The organism is Paenibacillus filicis (genome assembly GCF_038070315.1).
In the GTDB taxonomy this organism is placed as follows: domain Bacteria; phylum Bacillota; class Bacilli; order Paenibacillales; family NBRC-103111; genus Paenibacillus_G; species Paenibacillus_G filicis.
This window is the reverse complement of the sequence record NZ_JBBPCC010000004.1, coordinates 121556-136214: the sequence shown is the minus strand read 5'-3', so window position 1 is coordinate 136214 and position 14659 is coordinate 121556. Positions and strand designations below refer to the sequence as shown.

14 protein-coding genes are annotated in these 14659 nt (G+C 55.8%); 5 read left to right on the top strand and 9 right to left on the bottom strand.

Annotation, left to right across the window (positions count from 1 at the left end):
* Positions 1-81 precede the first annotated feature (81 nt).
* Complete coding sequence (locus WMW72_RS08570; RefSeq protein WP_341415013.1) at positions 82-984, bottom strand: S-layer homology domain-containing protein; 903 nt, start codon at positions 982-984, stop codon at positions 82-84.
* A 172-nt stretch (positions 985-1156) separates the two neighbouring features.
* Here WMW72_RS08570 and WMW72_RS08565 point away from each other — a divergent pair, with 172 nt between their 5' ends.
* On the top strand, positions 1157-1552 hold the full coding sequence (locus WMW72_RS08565; protein ID WP_341415012.1) for a VOC family protein: 396 nt from the start codon (positions 1157-1159) through the stop codon (positions 1550-1552).
* 48 nt (positions 1553-1600) lie between these two features.
* On the opposite strand, the gene WMW72_RS08560 is transcribed toward WMW72_RS08565, so the two are convergent.
* The 7 genes from WMW72_RS08560 to WMW72_RS08530 all read right to left on the bottom strand — a co-directional run bounded on the left by WMW72_RS08560 (position 1601) and on the right by WMW72_RS08530 (position 9472).
* On the bottom strand, positions 1601-1795 hold the full coding sequence (locus WMW72_RS08560; RefSeq protein WP_341415011.1) for a hypothetical protein: 195 nt from the start codon (positions 1793-1795) through the stop codon (positions 1601-1603).
* A 195-nt stretch (positions 1796-1990) separates the two neighbouring features.
* Positions 1991-3076 (bottom strand): LLM class flavin-dependent oxidoreductase, encoded by a 1086-nt coding sequence (locus tag WMW72_RS08555; protein WP_341415010.1) that lies wholly within the window; start codon positions 3074-3076, stop codon positions 1991-1993.
* Positions 3077-3136: 60 nt separating this feature from the next.
* Entirely contained in the window at positions 3137-5206 is a 2070-nt protein-coding gene (locus tag WMW72_RS08550) for an ABC transporter ATP-binding protein (RefSeq protein WP_341415009.1), read from the bottom strand.
* A gap of 18 nt (positions 5207-5224) precedes the next feature.
* Positions 5225-6109, bottom strand: coding sequence for an ABC transporter permease (locus tag WMW72_RS08545; RefSeq protein ID WP_341415008.1), 885 nt, complete (start codon positions 6107-6109; stop codon positions 5225-5227).
* 19 nt (positions 6110-6128) lie between these two features.
* Positions 6129-7055 carry an ABC transporter permease gene (locus WMW72_RS08540; RefSeq protein ID WP_341415007.1) on the bottom strand — a complete coding sequence of 309 codons (927 nt, stop codon included), beginning with the start codon at positions 7053-7055 and terminating at the stop codon, positions 6129-6131.
* A 21-nt stretch (positions 7056-7076) separates the two neighbouring features.
* Complete coding sequence (locus WMW72_RS08535) at positions 7077-8720, bottom strand: ABC transporter substrate-binding protein (protein WP_341415006.1); 1644 nt, start codon at positions 8718-8720, stop codon at positions 7077-7079.
* 221 nt (positions 8721-8941) lie between these two features.
* Positions 8942-9472 (bottom strand): TetR/AcrR family transcriptional regulator, encoded by a 531-nt coding sequence (locus WMW72_RS08530; protein ID WP_341415005.1) that lies wholly within the window; start codon positions 9470-9472, stop codon positions 8942-8944.
* Positions 9473-9714: 242 nt separating this feature from the next.
* Here WMW72_RS08530 and WMW72_RS08525 point away from each other — a divergent pair, with 242 nt between their 5' ends.
* Positions 9715-10122 carry a VOC family protein gene (locus tag WMW72_RS08525; RefSeq protein ID WP_341415004.1) on the top strand — a complete coding sequence of 136 codons (408 nt, stop codon included), beginning with the start codon at positions 9715-9717 and terminating at the stop codon, positions 10120-10122.
* 184 nt (positions 10123-10306) lie between these two features.
* On the opposite strand, the gene WMW72_RS08520 is transcribed toward WMW72_RS08525, so the two are convergent.
* Positions 10307-10999, bottom strand: coding sequence for a TetR/AcrR family transcriptional regulator (locus WMW72_RS08520; protein ID WP_341415003.1), 693 nt, complete (start codon positions 10997-10999; stop codon positions 10307-10309).
* A gap of 271 nt (positions 11000-11270) precedes the next feature.
* Between WMW72_RS08520 and WMW72_RS08515 the strand changes: the two genes are divergently transcribed.
* The 3 genes from WMW72_RS08515 to WMW72_RS08505 all read left to right on the top strand — a co-directional run bounded on the left by WMW72_RS08515 (position 11271) and on the right by WMW72_RS08505 (position 14547).
* The gene (locus WMW72_RS08515) at positions 11271-12440 is read left to right on the top strand and encodes an MFS transporter (protein WP_341415002.1); all 1170 of its coding nucleotides are present in this window, start codon (positions 11271-11273) and stop codon (positions 12438-12440) included.
* 135 nt (positions 12441-12575) lie between these two features.
* Positions 12576-12788 (top strand): hypothetical protein, encoded by a 213-nt coding sequence (locus WMW72_RS08510; RefSeq protein ID WP_341415001.1) that lies wholly within the window; start codon positions 12576-12578, stop codon positions 12786-12788.
* 439 nt (positions 12789-13227) lie between these two features.
* Positions 13228-14547: a DUF5689 domain-containing protein gene (locus WMW72_RS08505; RefSeq protein ID WP_341415000.1), complete on the top strand. Its 1320-nt coding sequence runs from the start codon at positions 13228-13230 to the stop codon at positions 14545-14547.
* Positions 14548-14659: the final 112 nt, after the last annotated feature.

The window sequence follows — 14659 nt, the reverse complement described above, 5'->3', positions numbered from 1 at the left end:
AGGCCAGGACCCGCCTTGTACCAGGCGTTCCTGACCTTGTGATTTGATTTATCCTGTGATAGCTGTATCACGCTCAACGGTTCAGTGTGCAGCTTCGGCTACGGCTTTATATCCGGCAGGGAGGAATGTCGATACCTTCGCTTCCGAAATCACCTGCGCATACATCTTGTCCGGGTCTGGCTGATGCAGCTTGTAAGTAATGACAGCCTGCTGATCCTTTTCGAAGCGAATACCGGTGATTTCGATGCCATATCCGGCATTCGGCCGCTCCGCCCAAGTCAGGGTCACCTTGTTGACTTCGTCGTTGACCTTGTCCACGCTAACGGCGATTTTCTCCTCTACCGGAGGCTTTTGCGCGTGGGCCTCGAGCACTTGGGTCGCATTGTACACCCAGGATGCTGCCTCGCCACGAGTCAGCTCACTTTTCGGATGAAACTGGCCGTTCTGATCGAGCTGCGTGATTCTATACAGCAGCAGCCGCTGGATGCTGCCCTGCAGCTCTGGCGTCAGCTGGTCTTCATCTTGAATGTTGATAAACATTTTGATCAGTGCGAAGTCTCCCTTCTTCTCCAGAGCGCTAACCAGCAGGTTCCCGAATTGTTCGCGGGTGATGGCCGCATTCGGGTTCACGTCCTTGGGAATAGGCAGCCCGTGGACACTCGCGATAATAAAGGCATCAGCATACCACGAGTCATTATTGACTTGAGTAAAGTAATCGGAGGCTAATGGAGCCTTGATGAAACGAATCGTATCCAGGTTCAAATCCATAGCCTTGATAATCATCTGCACGCTTTGCGCATAGCTGATCTGGCCCTTAGGTGCAAAGTGCTGCTGATCGATGCCGCTCACAATCCCGCGGTCCTTCAGCGCCGTAATGGCATCGCGCTGTCCATCCTCCACATCCGTAAAAGCAAAAGCCGATCCAAAGGTTACGCTGCTCAGAAGAAGGGCCGTCAACGCCAAAGAAGCTGTTTTTTTCATCATCCTGATTCTCCTTGTCATGGTAGTTTGTAACTTAACCTCGCGAGTTATCCATACAGACGGGACACCTTCGAAAAAGGTTGCAACTCATTTTAGCTTCCATTGATATCCATGCTCAGGTCAGGTAACATAGGGCATATCACGGGGCTCTGCCCTATCCGAGGAGCTGGGATTTATGAAGCTTGAACGACTCGACCACCTGGTACTGACCGTACAAAGTCTCGAAGCATCCACCCGGTTTTATCAGCATGTGCTCGGCATGGAGATCATCACCTTCGGTCAGAACCGCAAGGCTGCCGCCTTCGGCCAGCAAAAAATCAACTTTCATGAAGCCGGCCATGAAATTGACCCCAAAGCCCTGCGGCCGACTCCGGGCTCGGGCGATCTGTGCTTCCTTAGCGCTGTGCCGCTGTCCGATGTCATCGCTCATCTGAACGCGACCGGAACCGCCATTGAGCTCGGTCCCGTTCCCCGATCCGGTGCGCTCGGCCCGATCATCTCCGTATATATCCGTGATCCTGACGGCAACCTGATCGAAATCTCGGTGCCTGACAATCTGGTTAAAGGGTGACGCTTAGCCCAGAGTGGGATAGAGTGCCATGGAGATGACCTGGGACCCTCAATCCTGCCCGGTATCCTCCGGCACTTCCTCCCATTCAATGCTAATCAGCCGATCCGCCCAGCTGCGAATATTGATTTCGATAGCCTGCTCGATCTCTTCGTCCGTCAATTCCCCGAGCTTGGTTTCCGCCAGCGTCAATACATCCGCCTTCACGACCTGACCGCCTACGGAAAGTTGAACTTTAATCCGCATCCGAACCCCTCCTCCTCTATATGATTCCGTCTTATTTTTCCAATATAAGCTTGATAGTGCCGGGGTTCAAGTAACAGGCCTGATCCGGCCTGTCTATTCTGCCCCTGCAGATAGCAAAAAAAGGCCAAGAGCAGAGGCCCATGGGCTCTGACTTGACCTTATTCATGTTGGCCGCTCGATGACCAAGCCGCTGATTTATCCCGCAGAAACCTGACTTGTGTCACTTGCAACAGTCTCGCCCTTCCGTTCCCAGATCCGGTTCGGAATTTCGCGGCGCAGCACCGGCGCTACTTCCCGAGAGAACCACTCCGCTTGCTCGCGCTGCTCGCTAACCGTCAAGCCGTCCACGCTGACGCTCAGTACCTGATTACCGTATACGGAATGATAGCTCAAAATTTTCTCAATGACACTCTCCGGGCTGCCGACGAGAATCGGACCATTCTCGATATTATCCTCCAGATCCCGGAAAGGCGACTGGTCGTGAGGAGCCTTCAGCCGGCCGCTGAACGCATCGTAGTAAGGGCGAAACTTCTTAATCGCCTCTTCCTTCGTCCGGGCCAGATAGATGCTGCCCCCGGAACCGGCACCGATGACAGCCTGGCTCGGATCATGCCCGTAGAAGGCGAGCCGTTCCCGGTAATGCTCGATCAGTGCCTTGTACTTGGACTGGCGGTGAATCGTATTGGAAGAGAAGATCGGCTCCCCGTGCTTGGCGGCGAGCTCGGTCGACAACGTGCTGGAAGCACTGCCATGCCAAACCGGAATCTTCTTCTGATAAGGCCGCGGCTGGGTCGTCACCTTATCGAGCGGCGACCGATAACGTCCCTCCCACGTCACTTCCTCCTCGCTCCACAGCCGCTTGAGCAATTCGTACCGCTCAGCCATCGAGTCCCACTGCTCCTCGACCGTTATGCCGAACAAGGGGTAATGCCGGGCGTCGTTGCCCTTGCCGATGATCAGCTCCAGTCGTCCGCCCGACAGATGGTCCAGCGTCGCATAATCCTCGGCGACCCGGACAGGGTCCAGTACGCTCAAGACGGTGACCGTCGTCAGCAGCCGAATGCGAGAGGTCCTCGCCGCAATCGCTGTGAGCAGCACCGGCGGGGAGGAGGCCAGGAACGGCGCGGCATGCCGTTCGCCCACGCCATAAGCGTCAAACCCAAGCGTCTCGGCCAGCTCTGCCTGTTTCAGCACGTTCTGGTACTTTTGCTGAGTCGTAAAGCTTTCCCCGGTTAGTGCATTGGGCGTATTCAGAACCAAGCTCGACAATACAAACTTCATCTTGTCATCCTCCTCTAGTATGGATACATACGGCGAACACCCGTATCTTGGAAGCTTGCTTCAAAGCGGATAATGACAGGCGACCGAATGGCCGGTCCCGATGTCCGTGAGCCTGGGCGCTTCTTCCCGGCACCGGGCCGTAGCCGCAGGGCAACGGGTATGGAAGCGGCAGCCGGATGGAGGCGATGCCGGCGAGGGAATCTCCCCCTGAATGCTGCCGAACTCCCGTTTCCTGGACGGATCGGGTACCGGGATGGAGGCCAGCAGGCCTGCCGTATACGGATGGGCCGGATGCCGGAATAATTCCTCAGCCGGTGCAACCTCCACCAGATTGCCCAAGTACATGACCCCGATCCGCGAAGACACATGGCGGACAATATTGAGTCCATGCGCAATGAACACGTAGGTTAAGCCGAGCTGCTGCTGCAGCTCCTGCATCAGGTTCACAATCTGCGCCTGCACCGATACATCCAGCGCAGATACCGCCTCATCCGCCAGCACGAACCTTGGCCGCAGCGCGATTGCCCGGGCTATGCCGATGCGCTGACGCTGTCCGCCGGAAAATTCATGCGGATAACGATCGTACCATCTCGGATTCAAGCCGACGGCCTGCAGCAGCTCCTCCACCCGCCTCCTCTTCTCCGGCTGGCTTAGACGCTCATGGACGTCGAACGGCTCCCCAATCGTCTCGCCGATCGTCCAGCGCGGGTTGACGGACCCGTACGGGTCCTGGAAGATCATCTGCATATCACGGCGGGCCTCCCGGTGCCGTCTATCGTCCATCGCCGTCAGTTCCTCGCCCTGGAAGAACACCTGCCCGGCCGTGGCCCGCTCCAGTTGGATCAGTACGCGGCCCAGTGTCGACTTGCCGCTGCCGGACTCCCCGACCAGCCCGAAGGTTTCTCCCTCACGGATAGAGAACGATACATCATCCACCGCATGAATAGTCGCCTTCGTGCGTCCGAACGAGCCCTTCACCGCATAATGCTTCGTCAGTCCACGGACATCTATCAATACCTCCGCCCGGCCCTTATCCTCTGAGCCGGTGACAGTTGACTCGTTGTGCTCTGCCGCAGCAAGCACCTCCGATACGCTGACTGCCGCCGGGCTCTCCGATGCGTAGCCCGGCGGCACCGCAGGGAGGGCTGCTTCCTGCAGCAGCACATCGGTATGCCAGCAAGCAGCCGTGTGGCCATCCGCTCCGCTCAGTCGCGGCACCTCGCTCCGGCATAAGTCCGTCGCCAGCGGGCAGCGCGGATGGAAGCGGCAGCCGGACGGAAACTCACTGACGCTCGGCGGAGCGCCCTCTATTGTATACAGCGGGGCATTGCGGTCGCTGTCCATCGTCGTGATGGAGCGCAGCAAGCCTGCGGTATACGGATGCCGGGGCTGCGCGAACAGCCGGTCCGCGGTTCCCACCTCCACGATTCGCCCCGCATACATCACGATCATCCGGTCCGCCATCTCCGCAGCGATGCCTAGATCATGCGTGATCAGCAGGATGGACATGCCGTATTCCGTCTGCAAGTCGCTCAGCAGCCGCAGGATTTGTGCCTGAATCGTCACATCGAGCGCAGTGGTCGGCTCATCGGCGATCAACAGCTCGGGACCGCAGGCCAGGGCCATCGCGATCATCGCCCGCTGCAGCATGCCGCCGGACAGCTCGTTCGGATATTGCGTCAGACGAAGCTCTGGCTCGGGAAATCCGACCCGGCGCAACAGATCGACCGCATGAGCGCGCGCTTCCTGCTTGGTCTTCTTGTCATGCTTCAGAATCGTCTCCGTTAATTGCGCCCCAATCGTATAGACTGGATCGAATGCCGCCATCGGCTCCTGGAAAATCATCGCTATTTTTTTACCTCTGATCGCTCTGAGCACGCTTTGGGGCAGGGTCGTCAGTTCCTGGCCGTCCAGCTTGACGCTTCCGGAAGCTATACGTCCCTGAGCGAAGTCCGTCAGGCGCATCAGCGCCTTAGAGGTGACGCTCTTACCGCTGCCGGATTCTCCGACAAGGCAGACCGTCTCCCCACGTTCCATATGAAAGGTTATATCGGTAACCGGCGTGAGGGACTGGCCCGAAGCCTCGAACTCCACCGTCATTCCTTCGACCCTCAGTAAGGGCTCAGCCATAGGGTGCCTCCTTCTGTTCTATCCCTTGCCGTTCCTGGGATCCAGGACGTCGCGGATGTAGTCTCCGATGATATTGATCGCCAGGACAAATAGAGCGATGGCCAATCCCGGGAAGGTGCAAATCCACCAGGCTACCGTCAAGTAGCCTCTGCCCTGCGCCAGGACGGTTCCCCAATCGGGAATTTCCTTGACCACGCCAAGTCCAAGAAAGCTGAGTCCGGACCCGGCCAGAATCGAGGTACCGATCCCGATGGTTGCCATGACCAGAAACGGCGCGAAGGAATTAGGGAGCACATGCTTAAAGAAAATCCGGAGGCCGGTGCTGCCGATCGAGCGTGAAGCCAGCACGAAATGCCTATGCTTCACGCTCAAGATCTGGCTGCGCATGACCCGGGCGTAGCGCGGCACGGCGGACGCCGCAATCGCCAGCACCACATTGGTCAGACTCGGACCGGTTGCCGCTGCTATGGCGAGCGCAAGCAGAATCCCCGGAATCGTCATCAGCACCTCAATGAAACGCATCACCAGAGCATCGACCCAGCCACCGATGTAGCCGGACAGCGTCCCTAGCGCGGCTCCGGCTACACCGCCGACTAGGACGGAGGCCAGCCCAAGCAGCAGCGAGTCACGCGCTCCATACACGATTAGCGTGTAAACGTCACGGCCGAAGTAATCGGTCCCCAGCCAATGAAGTCTCCCCGGCGGCTGCATGAGGCTCGTAGGGTCAATCTTGGTCGGTGAATAGGAGGTCACCCACTGGGGAGCAACGGCGCATAGAGCTATAAATGCAAGGATCAGACCCGCCGCGCCCAGAAACAGTTGAGCCGCTCCAAGCTGCCCTATCCGCACCCTTTGTCTACGATCCGCCTTCCACAACGGCTTGAACCCGGTCACAGCTTTCATGTTTCAACTCCTCCCTTCTCTATTGCGACCGTCTGATCCGCGGATCGACGAAGGTATACGACAGATCGACCAGCAGATTCACCCCTACATAGATCATGGCGGAGAAAAATACAACGCCCTGCACAACCGGCATATCCTTGGCCATGATCGCATCCGCGAGGATACGGCCGATGCCTTGTCTGGAGAAGACCGTCTCGATCACCACGGTTCCGCTCAGCAGTTCCCCGATGGTAAGACCGACCATCGTCAGCGCCGGAATCAGGGAATTCCGCAGCGCATGACCGTACATGACCGCACGCTCGGCCAGTCCCTTAGCGCGCAGCGTTAGAATGAACGGCTCGCCTAGCACCTCCAGCATCGTATTGCGAACTAGCCGGACGATGAATCCGGCCCCGACCAGACCGAGCGCCAGGCCGGGAAGAACGAGCGTCTCCCAGCCCTCCGATCCCATGGCCGGGAACCAGCCCAGCTGAATCGAGAAGACCAGCAGCAGCAGAATACCGGTCCAGAAGGAAGGCATGGAAATCCCGAACAGTCCGACAAATCTGGCGATAAAGTCGATCACGCCATTGCGGTGAATGGCGGACAGCACGCCAAGGCCTATGCCGATGACGATGGAAAAGAAGGTGCTGACCAGCGTCAAGGTTAAGGTCGCAGGCACATGCTCCAGAATTTTGGGCAGCACCGGGTCCTTGTTGATCCTCGAATGTCCGAAATCCCCCTGCAGCAGGTTCAGGAAATAATCGAAAAATTGTTGGTAGAAGGGTCGGTCCAGCCCCAGCTCATGCCGCAGCGCGGCAATGGCCTCCGGTGTTGTCGAATTGCCATCGAGCATCTGCAGCACCGGGTCTCCCGGTAATACATACATGATGATAAACACCAGCACCGATGATCCGATGACCACCAGCAAGGAGGTTAGCAGGCGGGTCGAGATAGTCCCTGTCACAGCGTCTTGCCTCCCCCCAGGTTATTTGCGGATGCTCACGTCATAGAACAGCGGATAGCCCAGAAGGTCAAATTTCAACCCTTCTACCTTACTCGCTTGCGCTACCGTGTAGGGGAATACATAGATCGGAATAATAATCGCGTTATCATGCAAATATTGCTGAATCTGCTCGTAAATAGCCTTGCGCTTCTGCGGATCTGACTCCGCCGAGCCTTCGTCGAGCAGCTTGTCGATTTGCGGATCGTTAAGACTGGACCAGTTGGTGCCCCCCTTGTCATAAGACCGGTCAGATCGAAACAGATTGGTGAGAATGTCCGGATCCGCCTTCACCTGGGAGTTGCCGAAGAGATCGTAGTCTCCCTGCTTGAGCGGTGTAGCCGTATCCTTCGTGATGTTGAGCACGACGCTTACGCCCAGCTCCTTGAGCTGCTGCTGTACGATGACGGCGATATCATTGCGTTTCTCGCGGTTCGGGGACGGCTCCAAATAGCGCAGGGTCAGCTTCTTGCCGTCTTTCTCGCGGATGCCGTCGGCCCCCTTCTTCCAGCCCAGCTCATCCAGCAGCTGGTTCGCTTTGGCTACATCCGGCTTGACCTTATTCTCCAACGATGCGTTATACCCGAGCACTCCCGGTGTCAGTGAAGCCCAGGCGCGCGGGTATGCGCCCAGGTACAGCGTCTTGACGATAAGATCGGGATCGACCGCCAGCTGTATCGCCTGCCGCGCCTTCAGATCCTTCCAAGTCTCACTGCGCGTATTGAGATACAGCGAGAACGCCGTACCATTTGTGATCGCCTGATGGACTTTGAACTTGGGGTCACTTTTGAGTGAAGCTATATTTTGCGGGGGAACGGTTTCGCCTGCCAACACTTGGCCGCTTTGCACGCTGCCGATCCGGGTAGCTTCCTCCGGCACTATCTTGAAGGTCAGCTTGTCCAGATAGGACGCGCCCTTGTTCTCGGCAATCGGAGGCGGGGAATTATAATCCGGGCTCTTCTCTAACACAATCTCGCTGTTCTCCGTCCATTTCACGAATTTGAACGGCCCGGTGCCCACGGGATGCTTCCCGTACTGGTCGCCGAACTCCTGCAGGGCCTTCGGTGATGAAATACCGAAGAAGGCGGAGCTCAGCCCGCTGAGGAAAGGCTCGAACTTTTTGGACAAATTCACCCGGATGGTGAACTCGTCGACGACCTCTGAAGATGCGACGGGCCCCAGCAGCGAGCGCGCCTGACCCGATACCTTCCCGAGATGGTCGAAGTTCGCCTTCACGGCCGCCGCGTTGAACGAAGTGCCATCCTGGAATTTAACATCCTGACGAAGCTTGAAGGTATATGCTTTACCGTCGTCGGACTTGGTCCAACTGGTTGCCAGCCACGGCTGGTAGGTGCCGTCTGTCTGCTGAAACACCAGGGAGTCGAAAATATTCCGGAACACGCGGTGCGAGACGGCGAACCCGCTGGCCGCCGGATCGAGTGTATCAGGCGATGTCGCGAGCGCATACGTCAGCTCTCCGCCCGGCACGGGCTTGGCGCCGGCGGCTGCCTGCTTGGCCGTGCTTGCCGGAAGCTCCGCCTTGCCGCCGGAGCATGCGGACAGTACAACGGTGAGCACAACGGACAGCGTGACGACTTTCAGCCAAGATGAAGCGATTGACTTGTTCAAGGCTCTCTCCCCTTCTCTCAGTTCATAGCATTCATTAATACAACTTATCCTATTAAAATAATAAGAATAATATACATTAAAAGTAGCACTACTTGATCATCGTTGTCTAATAGAGTTCTTTAATTTCTGAATCGATGAATTCAATCAAGGAGATGCCAAAAAAGAGCAGCCGCAAGGCTCTGCTCTTTAAGTTGTTTGCCCAATATGACAGACGGCCTAGGTCAGCCGTGATTTTTCACCATCAAGTCCGGCATATCCAGCGCCATGGACACATTGCACAGCATGCCTCTGGCCAGGAAATCCGAGGTTCTCTGCTCCGGATTTTCGAGCCCAGCCTGCCGAAAAGCATCCAGTACGAGCTGCTGCACCTGCCTGATCCCCTGATTCATCGCTTCGCGGATCGGCTGCTCGCGGATCGTCTGGGCTTGCATCTGCAGCAGGACCTCATTGCGGTGCGCTTCCATGATCTCAATGTAAGCCTGAGTGAGGCCATGCTCCAGCAGGTCCGCCGAGTTCGAATCCCTCGCCTGCGCGAACGCCTGAAGCATGCGCTGCCAGGAAACCTCCAGCGCTTCGAGCAGCAGCAATTCCTTGGAGGTAAAAAAGCGGTATACGTAAGGCTGGGAAATAGCCGCCCGCTCTGCAACCTGCGCTGTTGTCGCCCGGTAATACCCGATTTCGGCGAATACTTCAATAGCGGCGGATATAATATCGGTGCGGCGGCTGGCCGATGCCTGATTCGATCTAGCCATGAAGTAGCTCCTTTCCACTTATTATTGATTGACCAATTACTATTTGAATCATCATAACCGATCCCGCCGCTTTATGCAACCATGCTTTACTGAAATGGAGCTGCAGCTACGGGTACTTCTGGAACATCAGCCTTCAAAACCGCAATCTGCAAGAAATCACTGCCTCGGATGTATGCTAACATACAGATAAGACCAAGCTTTGATATGAACCTGAATCCAACCACCGAAGGGATGATTGACACATGGCTAAGCACACGACTTATATCATGTCCGAAGACGCAAGAACCCAGGCCGAGTTTTACATCCATGCATTCGGCGGAGAGCTGCAGTCCGTCATGACACACGGGGAGCAAATGCCCGATGCCAAGGAAGAATTGAAGGATAAAGTGCTCAACTTGAGCTTCGTCGCCGCCGGAGTAAACTTCCTGATGTGTGATAACTTCTTCGGACCGGTCAGTTACGGGAATAGCCTGCATCTGGTGATGGAATTCGATACGGAGGCGGAAGCCCATGAAGCCTTCACCAAGCTGTCCGAGGGCGGCCAAGTGAACCATCCGCTGGAGAGAGCCTTCTGGGGACCGCTGTTCGGACAGATCCAGGACAAGTTCGGCGTCCTGTGGATGATCACTACCGCGACGGAAACGAACTAAACCCATGCCGGGGCTAAGCAGGATTGCTTCGTTCCGGCCCTTTATTGAGGTGCTTTCGTTCCAAGTCATTGTAAGCCTAATCCAAACCATATAATCCCCTGTAGAGCTTCATACATCGCAGTGAATCAGTCCCCTGAAGTATGCTCCCGCAGCGTGCAGGGGATTTTGCTATGCCGCGCGGCGTCTATTGCTGCAGGGAGCGGTTGAATTTCTCCACGACATGCTCAATCGCAGGCTGGATTCTGGCATCGTCGACGAGAGAGAGCTTGTCGGCTTTGAACAATTGAATCTTCTTGAGCTGATAATAGTCGTTCAGCACCTGCTGAAGCGTCACCTGGTGAACCAGCAGGTACTTGATATTGATCAACTCCCGCAGCAGCAGCTTATCCTGAAGAAAAATAAACTTCTCATTAATGGGATTGAAGATGCCCCTCTGCTGACCCTCCCGGTAAAACTGAAGCGACCGCTGCTCGCACTTGTTCAGAGTACCCTGCAGCTCCTCGTACAGATGCGGGTAAGCCGACTGCAGATCCTTCAGGAACTCCTCGGAGATTTTGCCTGCCAGCGAGATCGCCTGCTCGAACAATTGTTGAAACCACACGCCGAACGACTCCTCATCGCCCTCTCCGGTACGATCCTTCAGCTTCTCGATATAGTTCACGAAGATCTCCACAACGCCCGCTATCACTTCCTCCTTGGAGGAAAAATGCTTGTACAGCGTAGCCCGGCTCACATCCATGTGCTTGGCGATGTCCTCCATCTTCATCTGCTGAAAGCCGTCCTTCATCACGGGATCCAGCATTCTTCTCAGCAGCTTGCCTCTGGCTTGCTCCTGCTTGCTTTCGGCACATAGGTGGCTCTGCTCCTTTTCCTGCATGTCTCTTGCTCCTTTCTCCGCATACTCCTGATGCCTATTATACAGGAAATTGAAATTAACATAAACAATAAAAACAAAATAGACACTTTTTATGTTTTTTGTTTACTTTGTTTTTAATTCATGTTATCGTTTGTTCGTAACGAAGCTAAGGAGCGTGAGCGCACATGCCGACGATGCGGCCGACCTAGCTGCTACCCGTCTGAGGGTTCAGCTTTCGTCCATCCATCGATTCATCCCTACCATTCATACCACGGAAAGAAGGTAACTAGCAGTGAATCTGCGATCCCGCATAGCCTTATTAAGCTTGTCCGTGACAGCTACCTTTGGCACCATGATGGCTGCCCCGGCCTTGAAGCTTCTGGCTGTAGCCTATCCAACCGTCAGCCCTCTGCTCATCCAGTGGGTCGTCACGCTGTCGTCCTTATTTATATTGCCCACCTTATTCTTATCAGGGCCGCTCGGGAAGAGATTCCCGCGCAAAAACATCCTGATTACCGGTCTTCTTCTCTATCTGATCGGCGGCATAGGTCCGGCCTTCTCGGATTCTTTCACAGTGATTCTCGTCTTCCGGGCTATTCTGGGACTCAGTATCGGTCTGATCTCGCCGACCTTCAACACCTTGATCGCAGAGAGCTTCCAGGGTGAAGAGCGAACGCGGATGAACGGCTTCGTGACCTCGACCACCGGGATCGGCGGCGCTGTCTTCCTGTCGCTGGGTGGCCTCATCGCCTCCTTCGGCTGGCGCTATGTGTTTATGACGTACATCTTCGCCATCGTGCTTCTGCTGCTGGTTGTGTTGTTTCTGCCGAAGTTCCCGCCGGCTCCTCGCGTTGAGAGAGCGGCTGGCGCTCCGGCCTCGAAGCTGCCCTTCTTCTTCTATCCGGTTATTGTGGCGGCGGGCCTGCATACGATGCTTTTCTTCCTGATCCCGACGAACCTGTCGGTGTTTCTGACCGATAACGGGATCGGCTCGGTCGCTTCGAGCGGCTACTTCTCGGCGCTGGCGCTGATCGGGGTATTTGTCGGCGGCTTGGCCGTTCCGTACCTGGTGCGCCGCTTCCAGAGTCTGCTCGTCCCGCTGCTGCTGGCCCTCATGGCGGCAGGCTTCGTCTTCTTAAGCAGCACTCACTCGTTATTGACGACAGGGATTGCGGTGCTGTTGGTCGGCTTCGCCGAAGGCTCGCTATTCCCCTTATCCTTCAGTAAGACAGCCAGCACCGCTGGTGCATCCAGCCTGGCCTTCGGAATCTCACTGCTGCTGGCCTGTGTCTACACCTTCCAGTTCATTAGTCCGTTGTTTATGCAAGCCGTTGTAGCTGTCTTTCACTTGTCCTCGACCCGGGAGTTTTTCATGGCGATGGCTGTGGGGCTGGCGGTCGCGACCGTGGCCTATACACTTGTGACACAAGTACGGAAGGCGAAGCCTGCCACGTCCCGATAAACCAAGTATGATTCGGACTATTTGTAAAATTTAGAATATATTAACATTAAATATGTCATGATGAAGGGGACTCCGGACAATAATCAGACAGCGCGACACTGCGATGGAGGATGAGGAGAGGAGGAAACCTGAGCCATGATGTCGATCCATTGTCACAAGTGCAATCGGGTTATGGTGGATGAGCTCGAGGACGGGATACTGCGAATCCGTACCCGCATTTTGCTGGCCCGTCTGAACGGTGCGGGGGTGCATGCCGTTTGCCCGCAGTGCAAGAAGGACGCGCTGCTGCCGTTCATTTTGATGCCGCAGCCTATGCACGAGGCTTCCCGCACTCAGAGCATGCGCTAGCCGGGCCACACTGTTCGGCAGCGACCGGGCTTATTGTCGCAACTTCACGAATTATTCACGCAGGCCAAACATTGCGATGATCATAGCCTGGTAAAGTAAAGATAGATTAAATATCGAAAAACGATGGTGCGACAAAGTCTTCGGGACGGCCAGATACATGGGCTCGTCTCGGGGACTTTTTTGTCGTTTCCAGCTCATACCGGGCTTCCTGCGGACGGTGGTTTTTCGATACATATCGGGAGGTGGGAGAGAAGCGATAGTGCTGACAAAGCAACGGAAGAAACGCGTATCTGCCTTGCGGGAAACTTGACGATTGGACTTGCCCGGGAGCCTGCATTCGGGCGCCTGTACCACCAGTCAGTCAGAAGAGTAGACAGCATCCGCAGCCATGAAGCCACAGCGTTGCATCCATTCTATGATTCGAGGAGGACATTCGATTATGAACATGAAAAAACTGCTGAGCAAATGGGTACTCGCTTCCGCCGCTTTCGCGCTTACGACTACGGTCAGCCAGCTTCCGCTGGGCACGATCGGCATCCAAAAGGCACACGCCGCTGTCATCACGATCGCTTCCGCCAAATCGCAGGTCGGCTCGACCGTTACCGTCGAAGGTATCGTTACCGCGAATAATACCGCCATCGGCGGCGGCAAGCTGTCTACGTTTATCCAGGATTCCTCAGCCGGTATCAACGTATTCGCTCAAGACGCCACTCCTTTCCTCCCGCAGCTCGTGGAAGGCGAGAAAATTCAAGTGACCGGCCAAATCACGACTTACCAAGGGCTGACGGAGATCGTCCCCACTACGATTACCCGCGTAAGCACCGGCAACCCGCTGCCTGGCGCACCGATCATTCCTTTCTCCACCTTGAACAATCCAGCTCAAGCCGAGCCATTGGAAGGCAAGCTCGTTCAAGTGGCTCAAGTCTACATCGGCACGCTGCCGACCGTACAAGCCGGCGGCGGTTACAACATTACGATCTATGACAGCAGCTATAACTCCTCCATCCTTCGCGTGATGAACGATACGGGCATCTATTCCAGCTTGCAAGCCAACAAGTGGTATGCCGTCACTGCGATTCTCGGCGAGTACAACAGCTACCAGCTCGTGCCGCGCAAGCCTAGCGACGTCTCCCTGCTCGCTACTCAGCCTGCCGCTCCAGTGCCTGCCACGAAGCCGATTGCTACGGCAAAAGCTCTGACGGGACAAGTCGTAACGGTTGAAGGCACCGTCATTGCCGATAACTCCGCGATCGGCGGCGGTAAAATCTCGACGTTTATTCAAGACGCGACAGGCGGGATCAACGTGTTCGCCGCGAATCCTACAGGGTACATCAACCTTGTCGAAGGCGACAAAGTACGCGTAACCGGTACAATCACGATCTACAACGGACTAACGGAGATCATCCCGACTTCGGCTGCTACCGTCACCAAGACAGGTACGGCTCCGGTACCTGCCGCTGTGACCAAGACCGTCACGGAATTGACGCAAGCCACTACGGCTGAGCCGCTCGAAGGTACGCTGGTGAAGACGATCAAGGTGAAAATCAACACCCTGCCGACATCCCCGGCTGGCGGCGGCTACAACATCACGGCCGTCGATGCGAACAACAACTCGATTCTGCTGCGCGTCATGCAGGCTGCCAATGTTTATCCGACGCTGCAGACCGGCGTATGGTACGATGTGACGGGCGTGCTCAGCCAGTACAACAGCTACCAGTTGTTTCCTCGCAAAGCCGCTGACGTTGTCGTTTCTCCATAATTAGAGCGTGATAAGACAGGGGATGAAATCATCCCCTGTCTTTCCTTTTTTGTACATAAAATCTTACCATTCGCCAAACATTGCGCTAACAAATGTTCACAGTACCGATGTT